The 18800-nt window shown below is 68.4% G+C and carries 15 protein-coding genes; 7 read left to right on the top strand and 8 right to left on the bottom strand.

Going from position 1 to position 18800, the window contains the following annotated elements; genetic code table 11:
* The first annotated feature begins 137 nt into the window (after positions 1–137).
* Both ACFPJ1_RS31330 and ACFPJ1_RS31325 read left to right on the top strand, forming a co-directional pair.
* On the top strand, positions 138–1565 hold the full coding sequence (locus ACFPJ1_RS31330; protein WP_380109419.1) for a 3' terminal RNA ribose 2'-O-methyltransferase Hen1: 1428 nt from the start codon (positions 138–140) through the stop codon (positions 1563–1565).
* A complete protein-coding gene (locus ACFPJ1_RS31325; RefSeq protein ID WP_380109418.1) occupies positions 1565–4090 on the top strand; it encodes a polynucleotide kinase-phosphatase in 2526 nt (841 codons plus the stop codon). The genes ACFPJ1_RS31330 and ACFPJ1_RS31325 overlap by 1 nt, the downstream gene beginning before the upstream one ends.
* On the opposite strand, the gene ACFPJ1_RS31320 is transcribed toward ACFPJ1_RS31325, so the two are convergent.
* From ACFPJ1_RS31320 to ACFPJ1_RS31305, 4 genes are all read right to left on the bottom strand, one after another.
* Positions 4087–4674: a TetR/AcrR family transcriptional regulator gene (locus ACFPJ1_RS31320; protein ID WP_380109571.1), complete on the bottom strand. Its 588-nt coding sequence runs from the start codon at positions 4672–4674 to the stop codon at positions 4087–4089. The two genes, ACFPJ1_RS31325 and ACFPJ1_RS31320, sit on opposite strands and share 4 nt — an antisense overlap.
* A 2-nt stretch (positions 4675–4676) precedes the next feature.
* The gene (locus ACFPJ1_RS31315; protein ID WP_380109415.1) at positions 4677–5510 is read right to left on the bottom strand and encodes an oxidoreductase; all 834 of its coding nucleotides are present in this window, start codon (positions 5508–5510) and stop codon (positions 4677–4679) included.
* Positions 5507–6373: an aldo/keto reductase gene (locus tag ACFPJ1_RS31310; RefSeq protein ID WP_380109414.1), complete on the bottom strand. Its 867-nt coding sequence runs from the start codon at positions 6371–6373 to the stop codon at positions 5507–5509. Before ACFPJ1_RS31310 ends, ACFPJ1_RS31315 begins: the two co-directional genes overlap by 4 nt.
* Before the next feature lie 1013 nt (positions 6374–7386).
* Positions 7387–8367, bottom strand: a complete 981-nt coding sequence (locus ACFPJ1_RS31305) for a carbohydrate kinase family protein (protein ID WP_380109412.1) — start codon at positions 8365–8367, stop codon at positions 7387–7389.
* 94 nt (positions 8368–8461) lie between these two features.
* Between ACFPJ1_RS31305 and ACFPJ1_RS31300 the strand changes: the two genes are divergently transcribed.
* From ACFPJ1_RS31300 to ACFPJ1_RS31290, 3 genes are read left to right on the top strand one after another with little or no spacing between them, the layout of a single operon-like run.
* Positions 8462–9103, top strand: coding sequence for an O-methyltransferase (locus ACFPJ1_RS31300; RefSeq protein ID WP_380109409.1), 642 nt, complete (start codon positions 8462–8464; stop codon positions 9101–9103).
* Positions 9100–9741, top strand: a complete 642-nt coding sequence (locus tag ACFPJ1_RS31295) for an ABC transporter ATP-binding protein (RefSeq protein ID WP_380109407.1) — start codon at positions 9100–9102, stop codon at positions 9739–9741. Before ACFPJ1_RS31300 ends, ACFPJ1_RS31295 begins: the two co-directional genes overlap by 4 nt.
* Positions 9738–11270, top strand: coding sequence for a DUF6297 family protein (locus tag ACFPJ1_RS31290; RefSeq protein ID WP_380109405.1), 1533 nt, complete (start codon positions 9738–9740; stop codon positions 11268–11270). Before ACFPJ1_RS31295 ends, ACFPJ1_RS31290 begins: the two co-directional genes overlap by 4 nt.
* Before the next feature lie 30 nt (positions 11271–11300).
* Here the strand turns inward: ACFPJ1_RS31290 and ACFPJ1_RS31285 are convergent, their stop codons facing one another.
* Positions 11301–11609 carry a nucleoside triphosphate pyrophosphohydrolase family protein gene (locus ACFPJ1_RS31285; protein WP_380109403.1) on the bottom strand — a complete coding sequence of 103 codons (309 nt, stop codon included), beginning with the start codon at positions 11607–11609 and terminating at the stop codon, positions 11301–11303.
* Positions 11610–11675: 66 nt separating this feature from the next.
* On the opposite strand from ACFPJ1_RS31285, the gene ACFPJ1_RS31280 reads away from it, so the two are divergent.
* Positions 11676–12581 (top strand): hypothetical protein, encoded by a 906-nt coding sequence (locus ACFPJ1_RS31280; RefSeq protein WP_380109401.1) that lies wholly within the window; start codon positions 11676–11678, stop codon positions 12579–12581.
* Between the two features lie 13 nt (positions 12582–12594).
* Here the strand turns inward: ACFPJ1_RS31280 and ACFPJ1_RS31275 are convergent, their stop codons facing one another.
* Both ACFPJ1_RS31275 and ACFPJ1_RS31270 read right to left on the bottom strand, forming a co-directional pair.
* Positions 12595–14841, bottom strand: a complete 2247-nt coding sequence (locus tag ACFPJ1_RS31275; protein ID WP_380109398.1) for an RICIN domain-containing protein — start codon at positions 14839–14841, stop codon at positions 12595–12597.
* A gap of 157 nt (positions 14842–14998) precedes the next feature.
* The gene (locus ACFPJ1_RS31270; protein WP_380109396.1) at positions 14999–15943 is read right to left on the bottom strand and encodes a peptidoglycan recognition protein family protein; all 945 of its coding nucleotides are present in this window, start codon (positions 15941–15943) and stop codon (positions 14999–15001) included.
* A gap of 317 nt (positions 15944–16260) precedes the next feature.
* Between ACFPJ1_RS31270 and ACFPJ1_RS31265 the strand changes: the two genes are divergently transcribed.
* A complete protein-coding gene (locus ACFPJ1_RS31265; protein WP_380109394.1) occupies positions 16261–17232 on the top strand; it encodes an aldo/keto reductase in 972 nt (323 codons plus the stop codon).
* A 39-nt stretch (positions 17233–17271) separates the two neighbouring features.
* Here ACFPJ1_RS31265 and ACFPJ1_RS31260 read toward each other — a convergent pair whose 3' ends face one another.
* A complete protein-coding gene (locus ACFPJ1_RS31260) occupies positions 17272–18333 on the bottom strand; it encodes an LLM class flavin-dependent oxidoreductase (RefSeq protein ID WP_380109392.1) in 1062 nt (353 codons plus the stop codon).
* Positions 18334–18800 lie beyond the last annotated feature (467 nt).

Raw genomic sequence — 18800 nt, 5'->3', positions numbered from 1 at the left:
GTCTCAGTCTTCGATCTTGCCCCGCCCGGTACCCGGAAAACTCCGCGACACGCGTTTCTCCGTGCCGAGGGCGGCAAGCGGGTCTGGTCCTGACAAATCGGAGGCCGGATGAGCGGCTCGCATGGTCGAATACGCACGTGTTCCTGACGCTCGGTACCAGCTCGGCCGGTCTTGATGTTCCCGCGACGGATCTCGGGTTCCTGTTGCACAAGAACCCCGCGCGCCCGCAGTCGGTGGAGGTCACCGGCGGCATAGCGCACGTGATCTACCCGGACGCGACAGCTGAGCGGTGCACAGCGGCCGTGCTGCTTGAGATCGACCCGATCGCCCTGGTCCGGTCCCGTAAGGGGAAGGCCGCCGAGGGGTTCACGCTCGGCCAGTACGTCAACGACCGCCCGTACGCCGCTTCCAGCCTGCTCGCCGTAGCCCTGGGCAAGTTGTTCCGTACTGCGATGAACGGCCGCTGCGACGCACGTCCCGAACTGGCGGCCCGGGCGATCCCGCTGGAGATCCGCGTCCCGGCTCTGCCCTGCAGTGGTGGTTCCGCGCTTGCGGAGAGGTTTTTCGGCCCTCTCGGCTGGACGGTAGACGCGCGCCCGGTCCCGCTCGACCCGGAGATCCCCGCGTGGGGCGACTCGCGGTACGTCGATCTGCGGCTGGAAGGGGTCGTTCGGCTCGCGGACGCACTCAACCACCTCTATGTCCTGCTGCCTGTGCTCGACGACGCCAAGCACTACTGGGTCGGGTCCGACGAGGTGGAGAAGCTGGTCCGTGCCGGAGAGGGCTGGCTCGGCGCGCACCCGGAGAAGGAGCTGATCTCCCGGCGCTACCTCGCGCACCGCCGCAGCCTGACCGACTCTGCACTCGAGAGGCTGGCCGAGGCGGACGGCGACGTTCTGGCCGACGAGGTCAGCGCTGAGGTCGGGGATGACTCGGGCGTCGTCTCGCTGGCCGTCCAGCGGCGTACCGCTGTCCTGGATGTACTGCGGGACGTGGGCGCGCGCCGGGTCGCCGATCTGGGATGCGGCGAAGGGCTCCTGGTCGCCGAACTGCTGAAGGACGGGCGGTATGACGAGGTGGTCGCCACTGACGTCTCGGCTCGGGCGCTCACGTTCGCCGAGCGGCGCCTCCACGTGGCGGACATGTCAGATCGCCAGCGGGAGCGGCTGCGGCTGTTCCAGTCGTCCGTGACGTACTCCGATGCTCGGCTGGCTGGGCTGGATGCCGCGGTGCTGATGGAGGTGGTCGAGCATGTCGATCCGCCTCGGCTGCCTGCTCTCGCGCGGGCAGTCTTTGGTGCGGCCAGGCCTGGTGCTGTGGTGGTCACGACGCCGAACTCGGAGTACAACGTGCGGTTCGAGAAGCTCGCGGCCGGGGCTTTCCGGCACCCGGATCACCGGTTCGAGTGGACTCGGGCGGAGTTTCGGGAGTGGGCGGCGACGGTGTGTCGCACGTACGGGTATGAGGTCGAGTTCCGGGCGGTCGGCCCGGATGACCCGGAGGTCGGTCCGCCGACCCAGCTCGCGCTGTTCCGCCAGGCCTTTCGGCTGAAGGAGGTCGGGTGATGGCGCGGATCGAGGTGCCGGCGCTGAGCCTGGTGGTGCTGGTCGGAGTGAGCGGGTCCGGGAAGTCGACCTTCGCGCGCAAGCACTTCCTCGGCACCGAGGTGATCTCCAGCGATTTCTGCCGCGGGTTGGTGTCGGACGACGAGAACGACCAGGCCGCCACGAAGGACGCGTTCGAGGTACTGAACTTCATCGCGGGCAAGCGGCTCGCGGCCGGCCGGCTGACGGTGATCGACGCGACCAACGTGCAGTCGGAGGCGCGCAAGGAACTGGTCGCGCTGGCCCGCGAGCACGACGTGCTGCCGGTGGCGATCGTCCTCGATCCGCCCGAGCGGGTCTGCCTGGAGCGAAACGAGCAGCGGCCGGACCGGAACTTCGGCGCCAAGGTGATCGCCCGCCAGAAGTCGCAGCTGCGGCGCGGGCTGAAAAGCCTGAAGCGGGAGGGATTCCGCGGTGTCCATCTGCTCACCGGTGTGGAGGAGATCGATGCCGCGAGCATCGAGCGGACCCGCCTCTTCAACGACCTGAAGGACCAGACCGGGCCGTTCGACATCATCGGCGACATCCACGGCTGCCGGGCCGAGCTCGAGCAATTGCTGACGACTCTGGGCTACGAGATCAGTCGCGACGCCAACGGTCGCGCGGTGGATGCCGTGCACCCGTCGCGACGAGCCGTCTTTGTCGGCGATCTGGTCGACCGCGGTCCGGACACACCGGGTGTGCTGCGGCTGGTGATGGGAATGGTTGCCGCCGGCCACGCTTACTGCGTGCCCGGCAACCACGAGGACAAGTTGCTCAAGGCGCTGCGCGGCAAGAACGTGAAGGTGAGCCACGGCCTGGAGGAATCACTCGCCCAACTGGCTGCCGAGCCGGAGGAGTTCCGCGCCGAGGTGATGACCTTCATCGATGGTCTGGTCTCGCACTACGTTTTCGACGAGGGCAGGCTCGTCGTCTCGCACGCGGGCCTGGTCGAGCGGATGCACGGACGCGCCTCGGGCCGGGTCCGCTCGTTCTGCCTGTACGGCGAGACGACGGGGGAGACGGACGAGTTCGGCCTGCCGGTCCGGTATCCGTGGGCTCAGGACTACCGCGGCCGCGCGATGGTTGTCTACGGCCACACCCCGACGCCTGAGCCCGAGTGGATCAACAACACGATCTGCCTGGACACCGGCTGCGTCTTCGGTGGCTCCCTCACGGCCCTGCGATACCCCGAGCGGGACCTGGTCGCGGTACAGGCCGCGGAGGAGTACTACGCGCCGGCGAAGCCGTTGCACGTGGCAAGTGCTCCGGCGCGTGAGCCCGACGTCCTCGACATCAACGATGTGACCGGGCGACGGGTGGTCGAGACTGCCCACCACGGCCGGTTGAGCGTGCGCGCGGAGCAGGCAGGGGCGGCGCTCGAGGTGATGAGCCGGTTCGCGATCGACCCTCGCTTCCTGCTCTATCTGCCGCCGACGATGAGCCCGGTGGCGACCTCGTCGGTGCCCGGGCTGCTCGAGCACCCGGAGCAGGCCTTCGAGGCATTCAAGGGTCAGGGCGTCGCGGCGCTCGTGTGCGAGGAGAAGCACATGGGCTCGCGGGCGGTGGTGCTGCTGACCCGCGATGACGACGTCGCTGAGAAGCGCTTCGGCCTGGCCGGCCGGGGTGCCGTGCACACGCGGACCGGGCGGTCGTTCTTCGACGCCTCGTTGACGGATGAGCTGCTGCTTCGGCTGCGCGAGGTGGCTGTGGAGGCCGGGCTGTTCGACGAGCTCGACACTTCGTGGCTGCTGCTGGATGCGGAGCTCCTGCCGTGGAGTGCGAAGGCGATGGACCTGCTGCGCAACCAGTACGCCGCTGTCGGCGCGGCTGCTCGTTCTTCGTTGCCTGCCGCAACTGCTGCGCTGGAATCCGCTGCTGCAGCAGGGCTTGACGTGGGAGAGCTGCTTGCGCGGACGCAGCAGCGGGCGGTCAATGCTTCGCTCTTCAGTGACGCCTATCGACGGTATTGCTGGCCAACCGAAGGGCTTGATGGAGTTCGGCTTGCTCCCTTCCAGTTGCTGGCGACGGAGGGGCGGACATACGAGGACATGCCGCACGCTTGGCATCTCGCGTTGGCTGACCGGATGGTTGCCGCGGGCCCCTCGTTGATCACCGCAACTCGGCGGCTCTTCGTCGACGCTTCGTCGTGGGCTGAGGGTGTCGCTTGGTGGGAGGAGCTCACCGGCGCTGGTGGTGAGGGGATGGTTGTGAAGCCCGCGGCGAACCTAGTCCGGACCGCGAAGGGCCTCGCGCAGCCGGGGCTGAAGGTGCGCGGACAGGAGTATCTCCGGATCATCTACGGACCGGACTACACCGAGCCGGCGAACTTCGAGCGGCTCCGTGACCGGAACCTCGGCCACAAACGCTCGATGGCACTGCGCGAGTACGCCCTCGGCCTGGAAGCCCTGGAGCGGGCCGCACGCGGCGAGCCCCTCTGGCGCATCCACGAATGTGTCTTCGCCGTCCTGGCGCTGGAGTCCGAGCCCGTCGACCCGCGGCTCTAGTGTCGCTGGTCCTGGAGCAGGCCGTCGAGGGCGGCCGACGAGATCGCGTCGGCCTCCTCGGCGGTGAGCGGTGCGTGGCCGGTCATCAGCCGGAAGATGAGCGGCCCGAAGAGAATGTCGGTGGCCGTGCCCGCGGTGATGCCCGGATCGACCTCGCCGCGGTCGAGCGCGCGCTGCCAGAGCTCGGCGATCGCGGCTCGCCGGGCATCCAGGAAGTACTCCCGGAAGTACGGCGCGGCCGCCGGGTCGGTGACGGAGGCGGCCAGCAACTGGGCGAACACCTTCCCGTTCGGCCCGGCGTAGAACGCGCTCACCCGGCGCACCTGCTCGGTCAGATCGCCCCGCGCGGATCCCGTGTCCGGTAACGGGATCGCGGCCGCCATCTGCTTGCCGAACGCCTCGGCCGCGATCGCCGTACGGGACGGCCAGTGCTTATAGATCGTTGCCTTGCTCACCCGGGATTGCGCGCTGATCGCGTCGACCGTTGCCGCCGGCAACCCGCCGTCGGTCAGCAGCTCCTGGGTCGCGCAGAGCACCGAGTCCTTCGCCTTCAGGCTGCGCGGATGCGACGACTGCTCGAACATCGTCACGACGAGCCGACATCCTCATGGTCAGTCGAGACCGCGACCTTCCGCCAGCGGTCGAGCTCGGAGTGAACCAGCTCGAGTTTGGCCTCAACCCGGGCCACCGCGTCAGACCCGAGCTGGATCCGCAGCGGGGGATCGGCCAGGTCGGCCAGGTCCACGATCGCGGCTGCCGCCTTCACCGGATCACCGGGCTGGGCATGGTTGCGCTCGGCCATCAGTCCCCGGACCTTGCCGACGGTGTCGGCATAGTCGTCGAGCTGCCCGTCGGCCGTGTGCAGGCTGGACCCGTCCAGGAAGTCCGTGCGGAACAACCCGGGCTCGACGATCGTGACGTGCACCCCGAGCGGCTTGAGTTCGGCGTACAGGGCGTCGGAGAAGCCCTCGACGGCGAACTTGGTGGCCGCGTAGACACCCCAGCCCGGCGTACCGGTGAAACCGCCGACGGAGCTGATCGAGATCACGCGGCCCGAGCGCTGGCTCCGCAGTACCGGCAGCACCGCGCGCTGGACGTTGAGTGTGCCGAACACGTTGGTGTCGAACACAGCCCGGGCCGCCGAGTCGCTCACCTCCTCGACCGCGCCGAGCAACCCGCGCCCCGCATTGTTGACCAGCACATCGATCCGCCCGAACCTCTGTACTGCGGAGTCGACCGCCGCGCGCGCCTGCTTCTCATCGGTCACGTCGAGCGCGAGCGCCAGCATGTCATCGCCGCTGAACGGGATCTCCTCCGGCTTCCGCGCCGTCGCGATCACCTGGTTGCCGCGAGCAAGCGCTTCCTTCACGATCTCGGCGCCGAACCCACGCGAGGCGCCGGTGACGAACCAGACGCTCATCGGTTCACCGCGTCGGTCAGCCGGTCGAACTCCTTGTCGCTGAGCTCGACCTTGGCGGCGTTGATGTTGTCCTCGACGTGTGCGACCGAGGATGTGCCGGGGATCGGCAGCATCACGGGGGAGCGCTTGAGGAGCCACGCGAGGGCGAGCTGCGAGGGACTCGCGTCATGCTCGCGGGCGATCTCGTCGAGCGGGCCGCCGGCCTTGGCGAGACCACCCGTCGCGAGGGGGAACCACGGGATGAAGCCGAGGTTGTTCTGCTCGGCGTACTCGAGGACGGGCTCGGCGTCGCGCTGGCTGAGGTTGTAGAGGTTCTGCACGGACACGATCGGAGCGATCCCGGCCGCCTCCCGGATCTGCTCGACGCCGACCTCGGACAGCCCGATGTGGCGGATCTTGCCCTCAACCTGGAGCTTGGCGAGCTCACCGATCTGGTCCTCGAGGGGGACCTTCGGGTCGATCCGGTGCAACTGGAGCAGGTCGATCCGCTCGAGCCCGAGATTCCGCAGGCTCAGCTCGACCTGCTGGCGCAGGTACTCCGGCCGCCCGAGCGGAACCCAGCCGCCCGGCCCGGTCCGCGTGAAGCCGGCCTTGGTGGCGATCACCAGGTCGTCGGCATACGGATGCAGCGCCTTCTTGAGCAGCAGATCCGCGGTGAACGGGCCGTACGCGTCCGCCGTATCGATGAAGTTCACCCCCAGCTCGACCGCGCGCCGCAGTACCCGAACCGCCTCATCCGGATCCCGCGACTCACCCCAAACCCCTTCGCCGGGAAGCTGCATCGTCCCGTACCCCAACCGCCTGACAGTGAGGTCGCCCCCGATAGTGAACTCCCCGGCGGCGGCCGCAACTGCATCGCTCATGTCCCTCTCCTAACCAAACTAAACGTACAGTTCACATTACCGCGCCCACCCCCGCACACAAGCGACCCGTCACTGAGCCCGGCTTCCGCGACCCGAGTCGCTGTCGCCGATCTGCGGTACCCCCGGCGAGGCCGCTGACAGGTTCTTCGACGGCTGGCGGCCTATTAGGCGCCAGCGGCCGAACATCCCGTCATCGGAAGGCCGGTCGCCGGTCTGGGAGCCGACCGGGGTGCGATGGTGGGGACCGCGGACACTTTGTGGGGCGGTGGCAGCCGGTGACGGTGCGGTTGCGGGACCGCGGACACCTTCCGGGTGCCGTGGCGGCCGGTGGCGGTCGGTTGCGGGGAACTCGGACACCTTTTTGGGGGTGCGCGACGGCCGGTGGCGGTGCGTTTGCGGTGACGTCGGACACCAGGTGGGGACCTGGGACAGGCTATTTCGTGTCCGAGGTCCCGACTCGGTGTCCGAGCCCCCACCTTGTGCACCAGTTGAGTGCCCGGATCGCCGGGATCTGCTCAGGTGGTGCACAAAGTGCCGGTTTCGGGAGTCCCGCGGACCCTCCGGGCAAAGGAACACCCCGAACTTCCGGGCAAGGAGCTCGCCGAGCGTCTGGGGAGGGCAACTCGCCGAGCGCCTGGGCGGAGGAGTCCCCTGGGCCTTGTCGCCATACCCCTCAGCGGCTCCGGGATAGCTGCGTCTTTCCCTGGTCGGGGTGGTGTGTGTCAAGAGTCGGAACTTGTTCCGATCCCGAAGGGACGCGAAGCGCTCTTTACGCACACCGGCCCGACCAGCACGATCACGCAGCCCGGTGACGCAACCACCCGAGCCTGTGCCGACGACAGCACCTCAGCCCGGTGGAACCACCTCCGCCTATGCGGGCGGAGCGACCTCCGCCCGCGCCGGGCGACACGACCTCCGCCTATGCCGGGCGACACGACCTCCGCCTATGCCGGTGGAACCACCTCAGCCCGGTGGCACTCGCCGACCGAGCGGGGATCCGGAGTACCGGGTCGTCAGTTGAGGTTGAGGGTGGTGGCTGCCTTGGTGGCGGCGTCGGCGCCGTAGGCCGAGGCGAGGCGGTCCAGGAAGGCGGGGCGGTTCAGGGTGTATTCCTGGGTGCCGACTGTTTCCAGGACGGTGGTGGCCAGGGTGCAGCCGATCTGGGCGGCGGCTTCGTGGTCGAGGCCGGCGGTGCGGCCGGTGAGGTAGCCGGCTCGGAAGGCGTCGCCGCCGCCGGTCGGGTCGACCAGGTCCGGGGTGGGGACGGCGGGGATCTTGGCGATGGTGCCGGCGGCGTTCTCGATCACGACGCCGTCGCCGCCGTGGGTGGTGACGCGGACGCCGACGCGCTTGAGGATCTCCTCGTTGCTCCAGCCGGTCTTCTGCACCATCAGGCCGGACTCGTACTCGTTGCTGAACAGGTACGCCGAGCCGTCGATCAGCTCGCGGATCTGCTCACCTTCCATCCGGGCCAGCTGCTGCGACGGGTCCGCGGCGATGTCGATGTCGTTCGCCTTCGCCAGCGCTGTATGCCGGAGCATGCCGTCCGGGTCGTCCGCGCCGATCAGGACCAGGTCGATGCCACCGGTCGCGGCGTGGATCGCGCCCAGGTCGATCTCCCGCGCCTCGGCCATCGCGCCGGTGTAGAACGAGGCGATCTGGTTCGCGTCGAGGTCCGTGGTACAGGTGAAACGCGCTGTGTGCACCTGGTCGCAGATCCGCACGTGCGAGATGTCGACGCCGGCTGCGACCAGGGCGGCGCCGTACTCGGCGAAGTCGGAGCCGACCGAGCCGACCAGCAGCGACGGCTGGCCGAGCTGGGCCATCCCGTAGCAGATGTTGGCGCCGACCCCGCCGCGGTGCACGACCAGCTCGTCCACCAGGAAGGACAGCGACACCTTGTGCATCTGTTCCTCGAGGAACTGGTCCTTGAAACGTCCGGGGAACGTCATCAGGATGTCGGTCGCGATCGATCCGGCGACGGCGATACGCATACGGAGGCTCCTCGGAGGGGTCGGTGTCGTGCGGTTGGACAGCGCGTAGAGACTACAGGCGAGACAACGACACCACAGAGGATGGCGGAATTCGATGGGCAATCAGGTTCTGGTGACCGACGAGTTGCACGAGTACATGGTCGCGCACGGCATGCCGCTGGACGAGATCGCGCGGGAGCTGGTCGAGGAGACCCACAAGCTGGGCGGCGTGTCGGTGATGCTGACCACGGCCGACCAGGCGGCGCTGCTGACCACGCTGACCCGGCTGGTCTCGGCCCGGCGCGCGGTCGAGATCGGCACCTTCACCGGGTTCTCGGCGCTGGCGATCTCCCGCGGTCTGCCGGACGACGGCGAGCTGATCTGCCTCGACGTGAGCGACGAGTGGACGTCGATCGGCCGCCGGTACTGGGAGCGGGCCGGCGTGGCGGACAAGATCGACCTGCGGATCGGCGACGCGCACGAGTCGGCGGCGAAGCTGGAGGGCGAGTTCGACCTGGCCTTCGTGGACGCGGAGAAGCCGGGGTACATCGACTACTTCGAGCAGTTGGTACCGCGGATCCGGACCAACGGCGTGCTGCTGTTCGACAACACGCTGGCCGGTGGCCGGGTGGTCGGGCAGCACGAGCACGACCCGGTCGACCGCAAGGAGTTCAACGCGCACATCGCCAAGGACGAGCGCGTCGACGTGGTCATCCTCGGCATCGGCGACGGGCTGACCCTGGTCCGCAAGCGATGAGCAAGGCCGCGCCCCGGCTGGCTGTGAAAGGCCTGCGGCACCTGTACGCCGAGCGCCCGGTGATCGAGGACCTCACCTTCACCCTGCGGGCCGGCCAGGCGATCGCCCTGGTCGGCCCGAACGGCGCCGGCAAGACCACGGTGCTCAAGTGCATCGTGGGCTCGGCCGAACCGGCCGCCGGCCAGATCCTGCTGGACGGGGTGCCGATCGACGAGCGCGTCGAGGTGGTCCGCCGGGACGTGGCCTCGCTGCTCGACGACCTCGACTTCTTCCCCGACCTGAGCGCCGCCGAGCACCTGGACCTGCTGGCCCGGGCGCACGGCAATGCGGAGCCGGAAGACCTCGTGGACACCCTGCTCGACGACGTCGGCCTGCTCGCGGCCGCGGATCAGCTACCCGGATCCCTCTCTTCCGGTCAGCGTCGCCGGCTCGCCCTCGCGACCGCCCTGGTGCGGCCGCGGAAGCTGCTGGTGCTGGACGAGCCCGAGCAGCGCCTGGACACCGCGGGTGTCACCTGGCTGGCCGAGCGCCTGGTGAAGGAGAAGAAGTCCGGTACGTCGATCCTGTTCGCGAGTCACGACACGACGCTGGTGGACGCCGTCGCCGACCAGACCGTCGCGCTCACCCCGCTGCCATGAGTACGGCGGAACCGGTGGACGGGCCGGTCGTCTTCGACCCGGCGGACTTCGGCGCGATCCCGAAGTCGAAGGAGCTGCGCCGCTGGATGCGCAAGGTCCGCCGCGGCAAGGCGGATCGCTCGGTCTGGCAGCAGTTCGAGGACATCTACCTCGTCATCTTCGCCTTGGCGATGCTCGGCGCCACCGGTGGCAACGTCGTTCTCAACCTGAACGACCGCAGTGCCGGCTGTACTACGGCGTCGTGCGGCTGGTTGCTGGACACGGTGCCGCTGATCCTGGTTCCGCTGCTGGTGTCGGGGATGCTCCGCGTGCTGCTGAGCATCGGCCCGGTCTCCGCTTCGCGGGCGACGGGTTTCTGGCTGCTGGCGACCCCGGTGGATCGCGCGTCGCTCCTGCGGCCGTCGTACCGGATTGTGATGGTCGGGGCGGTCGTGGTCGGCGCATTGGCCGCAGTGGTCGGCTGGGCGCTGTTCGGGGCGAACTGGTCGACCGTTGGCGAGGCAGCGGTGCTGACGACAGTCGTGCTGCTCTGCACAGCCTGTGTGACCGTGTGGGCCCAGCAGACGGCCGCACGGTCTCGCCGCGCGCTGTGGGTAGCTGACGGCCTTCTGGTACTCGCTGCCGTGCCCGCGCTGCTTCTCGCTATCCGTCCGAGGGAGGAGGCAGCAGTCACCTCCACCTTGGTTGACCTGAACAACGGCTCGGCCCAGCTCAGGCTGGTGGTGATCAGCGCGATCGCTGTGCTGGTGGCAGTGGCGCTGGTCGTGTTCACCTCGCGGACCCTCAACAACCTGAGTCGGCAGAGCGTTGTCGCCGGGGGAGAGCTACTGGCCGGGATAGCCGGAGCCGCGATCACACTGGACGTCAGCCTGCTGGCAGACGTGGTTGCCGGGCGCCACTGGCGTCAGGTCGGCCGGGTGAAGTCGCGCCGCGGCCGTGGTTCGCGAGGAGTCGCGATGATCCACCGCGAGTTCGTGCGCATACTGCGCTGGCCACGGCGGCTGGTGATCGGCTTCGCCCTGCTCGTGGTCCCTTACGCCGTGGCCGGCACCGGGTACGACGTACTGGTGCCTATCGCGGCTGGGCTGGCCGGCTTCATCGCCGTGCGGCCGCTCATGGATGGCCTGCGCTCGGTGTGCCGCTCCATCGGGCTCGTCCGCGCGCTTGGCATGGATCTGCGCGAACTTCGCGTGATCATGTCCGTCGTACCGGGCGGCTTCGCGGCTCTCTGGGCGGCACTGGCTACCCCTGCGCTAGGGAGTCCTGCCGTTGCGTTCGCTGTTGCCGCAGGCATGCTCACAGGCGCGGTACGCCAGGCCTCAGCCCGGCCGCCGTCGTACAGCGGGCCTCTCGTGGCGTCGCCGATGGGCGCCATCCCACCCGGCCTGTTCTCGACCCCCATGCGCGGCTTCGACCTACTCCTGCTCTGCCTAGCGCCCGTCCTCTTTGGCCTCAGCGACACCTGGGTGCTGGTGATCCCCGCGATCGTCCTCCTGATCCTCTTCTCGGTGAACCCGAAGCAGGCCTGACTCTGCTCTGGCGCGATGGGGCGGCCGTGCCTAGTCGAGCTCGTAGGAGAGCCACTTGCGTTCGACCTCGCGCGGTACGTCGACGTCGAAGTGGCGGGCGAGGAGGAGTAGTTGGCAGAGCACGTCCGCGAACTCCGACTGGAAGGCGTCTCGGAGCTGCTCAGGGGTCTGGCCCTTGGTGCGGCCCCGGCCGGTGACCTGGAGGTAGGCCTGGGTCAGCTCACCCATCTCCTCCTGGAGCTTCAGCAGGAACCAGTCGCCGTCGCGCTCGATCCCCAGGTACTCGCCGTAGCGCGCTGATATCTTCGCGATCCGCTCTGACAGCTCCTCGATCTCCACCTCGCTACTCAATCAGCTGTCGCCGACAGGGTGACCGCGGGCGTTGGTGGTGGGCAGAATCGGGGCATGGACGGTGGAGTCGGGTGGTTGCTGGACTCTGAGGAGCCCGCTGTGCGGGGGATGGCTCGGCGGGACTTGCTGGGGGAGGACTTCGGCGAGGACGTGCTGGGCGGCGCCAAGGTGCGGGCGTTGCTTGATGCGCCTTCGGAGAAGCATCCCTACAAGAAGTGGACCGGAGCGCACTGGCGGATCGTGTCGATGGTGGAGCTTGAGGTACCGCCCGGAGAGCCGCGGGCGACGGCGGCGGCTGACGAGGTGCTGGAGATGATCACCCGGGCGCACCGGTACGACGTACCGGTGGTGAACGGGTTGCCGCGCAGCCACGGGTCCATCGAAGGCAACGCGTTGGCGGCGTGCTCTCGGCTAGGGCTGGCCGATGACCCACGCACGCAGGAGATCGCCCGGATGCTCCTGGAGTGGCAGTGGCCAGACGGCGGCTGGAACTGCGACAAACACAGAGACGCCCATCGGTCGTCATTCCACGAGACTCATGCGCCTGCCTGGGGCCTGTACGAGTACTGGCGGGCTACTGGCGACCAGGCGGCGCACGACGCCGCGTTACGGGCGGGGGAGTTGTTCCTGGAGCACAAGGTGTTCCGAAGCCTCTCCACCGGCGAGGTGATCAACAAGAGGTGGATGGAGCCGAGCTACCCGCCGTACTGGCACTACGACATCCTGCAGGCGCTCGTGGTGTTGTCGCGGCTCGGTCTGGCGAAGGACCCGCGGGCAGCGGATGCCCTGGACGAACTGGAGCAGCAGCGGCTTCCCGACGGTCGCTGGAAGGTCCGCCTGCAGTGGTGGAAGTCCACGGGCGGCACCACCGCGCCGGAAGTCGTCAACTGGGGACGCTCCGGGCCGAACGAGATGGTGACCCTCAACGCCCTGCGGGTCCTGAAAGCCGCAGGGCGTTGAAGGTCAGCAGGCCTTACGGGTAGTTCACCCACTGGGCCACATTGTTCGCCGAGTTCGACGGACCACCGGTGTCGTTGATGACGTGTGCGATCGTTCGCGTGCCACCGAGCGACACCGTCACCATGTTGTGGAACCTCACTCCCGGCTGGTTCGGTACCTCGAACGCAAGGTCCGCCACGACGCTCGGATTGGCGTTGAAGAAGCAGTAGCTCCCAAGCCCCCACGCCTCGTGCGTGGTGACCGGGTCGGCCACCTTGTACGCCGCGTAGCCGCGGGTGGAACCGTTCATCCAGGCAGCCTGGTTCGGCGGGTCGTACGGCATCTCGTTCTGGTAGAAGTACGTCCTCCCCCCGTTGCCGTTCCAGATCGTCTGGTACTTCTGGTAGTGCTCGACGAACAGCCCGTACGCCGTGACGTCGTTGCCGTTGACCACCAGTCCGGTGTCGGCGGTGTTCACGTTCCAGCCGACGCCGTCTCGGTGGTCGCCCCGCCACAGCCAGGCGTGGTCGAGGATGACGTTGTTGCTGTTGATCCGCAGCGTCTCGGTCGCCTTGCCGACCGCGGAACCGCCGATCCGGAAGTACACGTCGTGCAGCGAGGTCGGGTTCGCCGAGTGGTTCGCGGACGAGCCGGCCGGGCCGATCTCCATCAGCAGTGGCGAGTTCGTCGGCGCGGCGTCGATCAGCAGGCCCGCCAGCTTGACCCCGTCCACGTCCGCGACGGAGATCGACTGGGTGCCGTTGGTCGGCATCAGCGTCGCCAGTCCGAGACCGAGTACGACGGTGTTGGGCCGGGTGATCCGCAACGTGTCGCTGAGCTTGAAGACACCCGGGGTGAACAGCAGATCCTTGCCGGCGGCAAGCTGCGCGTTGATCGTCGCCGCGGTGGCGCCCGGCTTCACGATGTAGAACTGGCTGATCGGCAGCGACTCGCCCGCCGGGTTGCCGTTGGTCCAGCCCGGACCGGCCGAGTTCGCCTTCACCGCCGGGACGAACACCTTGTAGTTGCCAGCAGCATCGATGTACAGGTACGGCTTCTCCCGGATGACCGGGGTCTGCGCGACCTTCGTGTACGGCGGGTTCGGGAAAGTGCCGGCCGGGGCGTTCTGCGCGCCGACGAACACCATGTTCCAGTTCTGTCCGGTCCAGCTGCCCCAGTTGGTGTTGCGGGACAACCACTGCTGCTGACTGCCGGAGCGCACCTGGCCGTCGACCAGCGTGTCGGCCATGAACCCGCCGCTGGCCCAGCCGCCGTCATCCAGCGCGAGGTTGCCGCGCAGATGCATCCGCCGGTACGCCGACGCCTGGCTCACCGCCCAGCGATCGAGCCCGCCGGGCGGGTTGACCGACAGACCCTCGGCGCCGCGCCAGAAGTTGTGGGTCGCGTTCTGCGGCGGAAACCAGTCGGCCTCGACGTGCACGGCGCCGTTGATCGTGACGCTGTCCGGCGTCAGGCCGAGCCCCGCGACCTGGGTGAAGAACCCGACGTTGGCGCTGACGTTGTAGCTGCCGGGCTTGAAGAGCAACGCGTACCGCTGTTCGCCGTACTGGTTGGTCTCCTGCTGGCTGAACACCGAGTTCAGCTTGCTCTGGATCTGGCTGGCCGGCATCGACGGGTCGAAGACCGACACGTTCGGGCCGAGGTCGGGCTGATCCGCGGGCGGGTCGGTCGGGGGAGTGCCGTCCACTGGGTTGACCCTGAAGGATTGGGCAGCCGTGCCGTTGCAGGCGTACTGCTGCAGTTGTATGCCGTCCGCGGTCGAGGCGGCCGGGACGTCCAGGCACTTGCCACTGTTGCGGTTGACGAGATGAAAGGCGCCGTCGGTTTCCTCGACCGGCAGCCACTGCTGGTTGTTGCCGTTGCCGTAGGCCCACAACTGGATCGGGGCGCGGTCGGCGGTGGAGACGTTGGTGACGTCGAGGACCTGGGTCGCGTTGTTCAGCGCGTTGATCCGGACGTAGCCGCCGCTGGTCGGCTGGAACTGCCACTGCTGGGCGTTGCTGCTGTTGCAGCCCTGCTGCTGGACCGCCGTCCCGTTGGCGGTCGCGGCGGCGCGGGCGTCCACGCACTTGCCGCTGTTCTTGCTCACCACGGTGTTCCAGCCGGTCGGCGAGATCGCCGCGCTCGCGTCGGGCGACCACGCGACGCTCAGGCCGGTCGCGATCACCGCGGCCGCCAGCGCCGCGGCGACGGCAGCGAACCTCCGGCCGGAACCGGTCCGGCGCGGAGGTGGGCGGAGTGGGGCGACTCCTGGAGTCATCTGACTCTCCTCATGAAGTTGTGCGGGGCGGATGGCGCCTGAAAATGGAATGCGCATTCAGGCGCCCGCCCTAAGGAAAGCTAACTTCCTTACTTAATTCAAGAGTCAGATTAAGTACGGCGCGGTTTCGGAACCGCTCCCGGTGCTCGCGTCAGCTCTAGGGCCTCGGCTCGGCGGGGTCCTGTGGCGCCGCGGGCTCGCCCGGCTCAGCAGGCTCAGCGGGCTCGGCCGGCTCAGCAGGTTCGGCGGGCTCCTCGAGGAGCGGCGGGAACGGGATCGGTTGCTCGGGGTCCGACGGGTCTGCCGGATCGACCGGATCGGTGGGATCGACCGGGTCGCCGGGTGCCTGGCCCGGTGCTTGGCCGGGTCGGGGCTGGGTGGCCCAGACGGCGGCCGCCGCGCGGGCTGCGTCGGCGGCGTCGGTCTGGCGCTCGAAGTTCTTCATGTCGTTCGTGTACGCCTTCACGATCCGCTCGACCTCGGGGACCATCGCCTTCTTCACCCACAGGGCGTACGCCTGGGTGCGGGCCTCGATGAAGTTCTTCAGTTCCTGCATCTGGGCGGGAGTCATGTCGTCCTCCGGAGAGCTGTTCGGGGTGAAGTCGCCGCGCGCGATGGCGGCACGGGCGGCAGGCCCGGGGCAGTCGGTCGGATCGGGCCGGACGGCCGAGTGCGGCCGGATGGCGATCCCTCGCGGGTACAGCTGGCGGAAGTCCGCGACGACACCCCGGACCGTGGCCTTCATCGCGGCGCTCGGCTGCTCACCGGTGACGAGCACCAGCAGGATCGCGCCGTACTTCTGGTTGAGGTCCTGGTCGCCGTTGGCGCCGGACTGGGTTCGCAGGCCGCGCAAGGTCCACGCACGGCCCGCCTGATCGACGGCGACCTGGTAGGCGATGTCCGACCAGCCTCGCTGGTCCATGTGGTACGCCTGCCAGCCGCGCAGCGCCGACGCGACCGCCGCCTGCGAGTGGATCACGCTGGTCGAACCGGTTCCCGGCCAGTGGATCACCACCCCTTGCACCCGCGACGCGACCAGCGATCCGGGCCCCGGTCCGGGAGCGCGTGCCCTCCAGGCGGACCGCGGCAAGTACTCGACCATCAAAACTCCCCTCACTTCAGCAACAGGGCGTGGCGAAGTGCCCACCCTCGGTGCATACCACCGCACCTTCGTGCCAAACCCCCCAGCTGGTTTTCCCAGCAGAAGCCCAGGAACCTATCGACAGATCTGCCGCCCCGTCGAGCGACTCTCCCGCGCGTCGGCCAACCAGTTCGCAGTACCGGTCAAGCAGGGACCAACCCGGCCGCCGACGCATTCATGCCTGGGAGTTCTGGACCCCATCGTGTTTCCGTGTTGGACCGTCTTGCGCGGTGCGCCGAGGATGCTGAGGAGGTCTCACCGACGACTCGGAGGATGGCGTGACGAAGACACCGGACCGCTCACTCGGCACAGACGGCCCGACCGTCAGCGCACTCGGGATGGGGTGCTGGGCGATCGGTGGGCCGCATGCCCGGCAGGGGAGTCCCGTCGGCTGGGGTGCGATCGACGACGACGAGTCGAAACGGGCGTTGCGGCGCGCGTTCGACCTGGGCGTCACGTTCTACGACACCGCCGATGTGTACGGGTGCGGGCACAGCGAGAAGCTGATCGCGGCGGCGCTCGGCGACGTGCGGGACCAGATCGTGATCGCGAGCAAGGCCGGCTACACGTACGACGAGGAGACCCGCGAGGCGCCGGGCGAGAACGGCGACCCGGAGTACATCCGCTGGGCCTGTGAGCAGAGCCTGCGGCGGCTCGGGACGGACCACCTCGACCTGTACCAGTTCCACCTGGGCGGGTTCGACCTCGACCGGGCGGACGACGTACTGGCGGTCTTCGAGGAACTCGTTGCTGCGGGCAAGGTTCGCGCGATCGGCTGGAGCACGGACAGTCCGGAGCGGGCTGCGCTGTTCGCGAAGAGCGAGCACTGCAAGGCGATCCAGCAGTCCTTCAACGTGTTCGGCGGCAACGTCGACGTACTCGAGCTGTGCGAGCAGCGCGGACTGGCGAGCATCGTGCGTGGGCCGTTGGGGATGGGGCTGCTGACCGGGAAGTTCGACAAGGGCAGCACGCTGCCGGCCGACGACGTACGCCACGGCTGGGACTTCCGCACCGGCAACCAGGCCGAGTCCCTCCGCCGCCTCGACGCGATCCGCGACGTCCTCACCACCGACGGCCGCACCCTAGCCCAAGGCGCCCTCGGCTGGCTCTGGGCCAGAAGCCCCGCCTTCATCCCCATCCCCGGTTTCAAGACGGTCGCCCAGGTCGAAGAGAACGCCGGCGCCCTGGACCACGGCCCGCTCAGCCCGGAAAGCCTGATCCAGATCACCACGATCCTCTCCCAGAACTGACCCCAGCCAGCGCGGCCCCGCAGTACGCCGACCCTCTCGTCAGCGGTCGGTCAGGAGCGGTAGGAGCTGGTCGCCGATGCGGATGATCTCGTCTCGGTAGGGAGTGTCGGACAGGATGAAGTGAGTGATGCCGAGGTCCTGGTACTTGCGGAGGGACTTGGCGACGTCCTCGGGGGAGCCGACCAGCCAGGTGGTGCCGGCGCCTCCGCCGCCGTACTTGCCGGGAGCCGTGTAGAGGTTGTCGTCGAGGACGTCGCCGCGTTCGGCCAGGTCGAGGAGTCGCTGCTGGCCGGTCGCGCGGAAGCGTCGTGGGTCGCGATGATCGGCGTCCTGCGCCATCTTCTCGACCTTCGCCTCGGCATCGGCCCAGGCCTGCTCGGTGGTGTCGCGGACCAGCGTGGTGATCCGCAGACCGAACTCGAGCGGCTTGTGTTCGCGGCCCAGCTCCGACTGCAGGCCTTTGAGGCGGTCGATGCGCTCGGCGATACCGTCGAGGGGCTCACCCCAGAAGAGCTGGACGTCCGCTTCCGTGGCCGAGACCCGTTCCGCGGCGGCGGACGCGCCACCGAAGTACAGGCGTGGGTGCGGCCGGCCCTCGATCGCGACCGGGCGGGTCGCGACCGTGGAGCCTGTCACCGAGAAGTAGTCGCCGGTGAAGGTGACGTCCTCCTCGGTCCAGAGCCGGCGTACCAGCTGGAGGAACTCCTTGGTCCGCGCGTACCGCTGGGCCTGGTCGCCCTCGCTATCTCCGTACGCCGCGAGGTTGTCCTGCCCCGACACGATGTTGATCAGTAGGCGGCCGCCGCCGAGTTGGTCCAGCGTGGTCGACGCCGACGCGAAATGCGCGGGATGCCAGTACCCGGGCCGGATCGCCACCAGCGGCTGGAAGGTCGTCGTACGGGCAGCGAGCGCGGTCGCGACCGTCAGGGTGTCGGGACGACCCCAGCCGGTGCCGAGCAACGCTCCACCCCACCCGTGCTGCTCCGTGAGTTGAGCGAGCTCAGTCAGACGCTCCAGGCTGTTGTGCCCCGGTCCGGTGTCGTCGCCACGATGACCAGGTGCGACCTGGTTCGGGATGTACCAGAGAAACTCGAGACTCATAGGTGCTCCTTCGACCCAGGACAACGGCCAGCGGAAGCCGTCGTCGCGACTCGAAGAAGTCTATTCAAACAAACTTACTAGACTTAGCTCGTCTCATTCCCTGGCAGCTGCCGACAGCCGACGAGACGAAACGGCGGCCGGCACTTGGGAAGGTGCCGGCCGCCGCTCCGTAGTACAGGTGAAACTCAGACGTCGTAGAAGTGAGTGAACTGGCCGGATTTCAGGCGTAGGAACCTCACGCTGCCTCGCCTTGGTACACATCGGTTACACCGCGCGCACGAAGCAATCACACAGGCCGAGTCCTGGCGTCTGATCGCTGGTTAGCCCGTCCCCCCGGCCGCTCGATCGTACGGCCACCACGACCCGCGTCAAGAGCGCCCAAGGCGTCCCTACGGGATCCAATGCCGCGTAGTTAAGGCGTTTGCGGGGGTGTCAAGGAGGGTTTGGTGGAGGTTTGGCCGCGGACG

The sequence above is a fragment of the Kribbella qitaiheensis genome (assembly GCF_042657745.1).
Taxonomy (GTDB): Bacteria; Actinomycetota; Actinomycetes; order Propionibacteriales; family Kribbellaceae; genus Kribbella; species Kribbella qitaiheensis.
Note: the sequence above shows the minus strand (reverse complement) of the source record. Positions and strands in the feature narration are given on the sequence as shown.

Bases quoted from the DNA above. Each gene is read 5' to 3' on its own strand.
- ACFPJ1_RS31325 (WP_380109418.1), top strand. From the start codon at position 1,565: ATGGCGCGGATCGAGGTGCCGGCGCTGAGCCTGGTGGTGCTGGTCGGA.
- ACFPJ1_RS31320 (WP_380109571.1), bottom strand. From the start codon at position 4,674: ATGTTCGAGCAGTCGTCGCATCCGCGCAGCCTGAAGGCGAAGGACTCG.
- ACFPJ1_RS31315 (WP_380109415.1), bottom strand. From the start codon at position 5,510: ATGAGCGTCTGGTTCGTCACCGGCGCCTCGCGTGGGTTCGGCGCCGAG.
- ACFPJ1_RS31310 (WP_380109414.1), bottom strand. From the start codon at position 6,373: ATGAGCGATGCAGTTGCGGCCGCCGCCGGGGAGTTCACTATCGGGGGC.
- ACFPJ1_RS31305 (WP_380109412.1), bottom strand. From the start codon at position 8,367: ATGCGTATCGCCGTCGCCGGATCGATCGCGACCGACATCCTGATGACG.
- ACFPJ1_RS31300 (WP_380109409.1), top strand. From the start codon at position 8,462: ATGGGCAATCAGGTTCTGGTGACCGACGAGTTGCACGAGTACATGGTC.
- ACFPJ1_RS31295 (WP_380109407.1), top strand. From the start codon at position 9,100: ATGAGCAAGGCCGCGCCCCGGCTGGCTGTGAAAGGCCTGCGGCACCTG.
- ACFPJ1_RS31290 (WP_380109405.1), top strand. From the start codon at position 9,738: ATGAGTACGGCGGAACCGGTGGACGGGCCGGTCGTCTTCGACCCGGCG.
- ACFPJ1_RS31280 (WP_380109401.1), top strand. From the start codon at position 11,676: ATGGACGGTGGAGTCGGGTGGTTGCTGGACTCTGAGGAGCCCGCTGTG.
- ACFPJ1_RS31275 (WP_380109398.1), bottom strand. From the start codon at position 14,841: ATGACTCCAGGAGTCGCCCCACTCCGCCCACCTCCGCGCCGGACCGGT.
- ACFPJ1_RS31270 (WP_380109396.1), bottom strand. From the start codon at position 15,943: ATGGTCGAGTACTTGCCGCGGTCCGCCTGGAGGGCACGCGCTCCCGGA.
- ACFPJ1_RS31260 (WP_380109392.1), bottom strand. From the start codon at position 18,333: ATGAGTCTCGAGTTTCTCTGGTACATCCCGAACCAGGTCGCACCTGGT.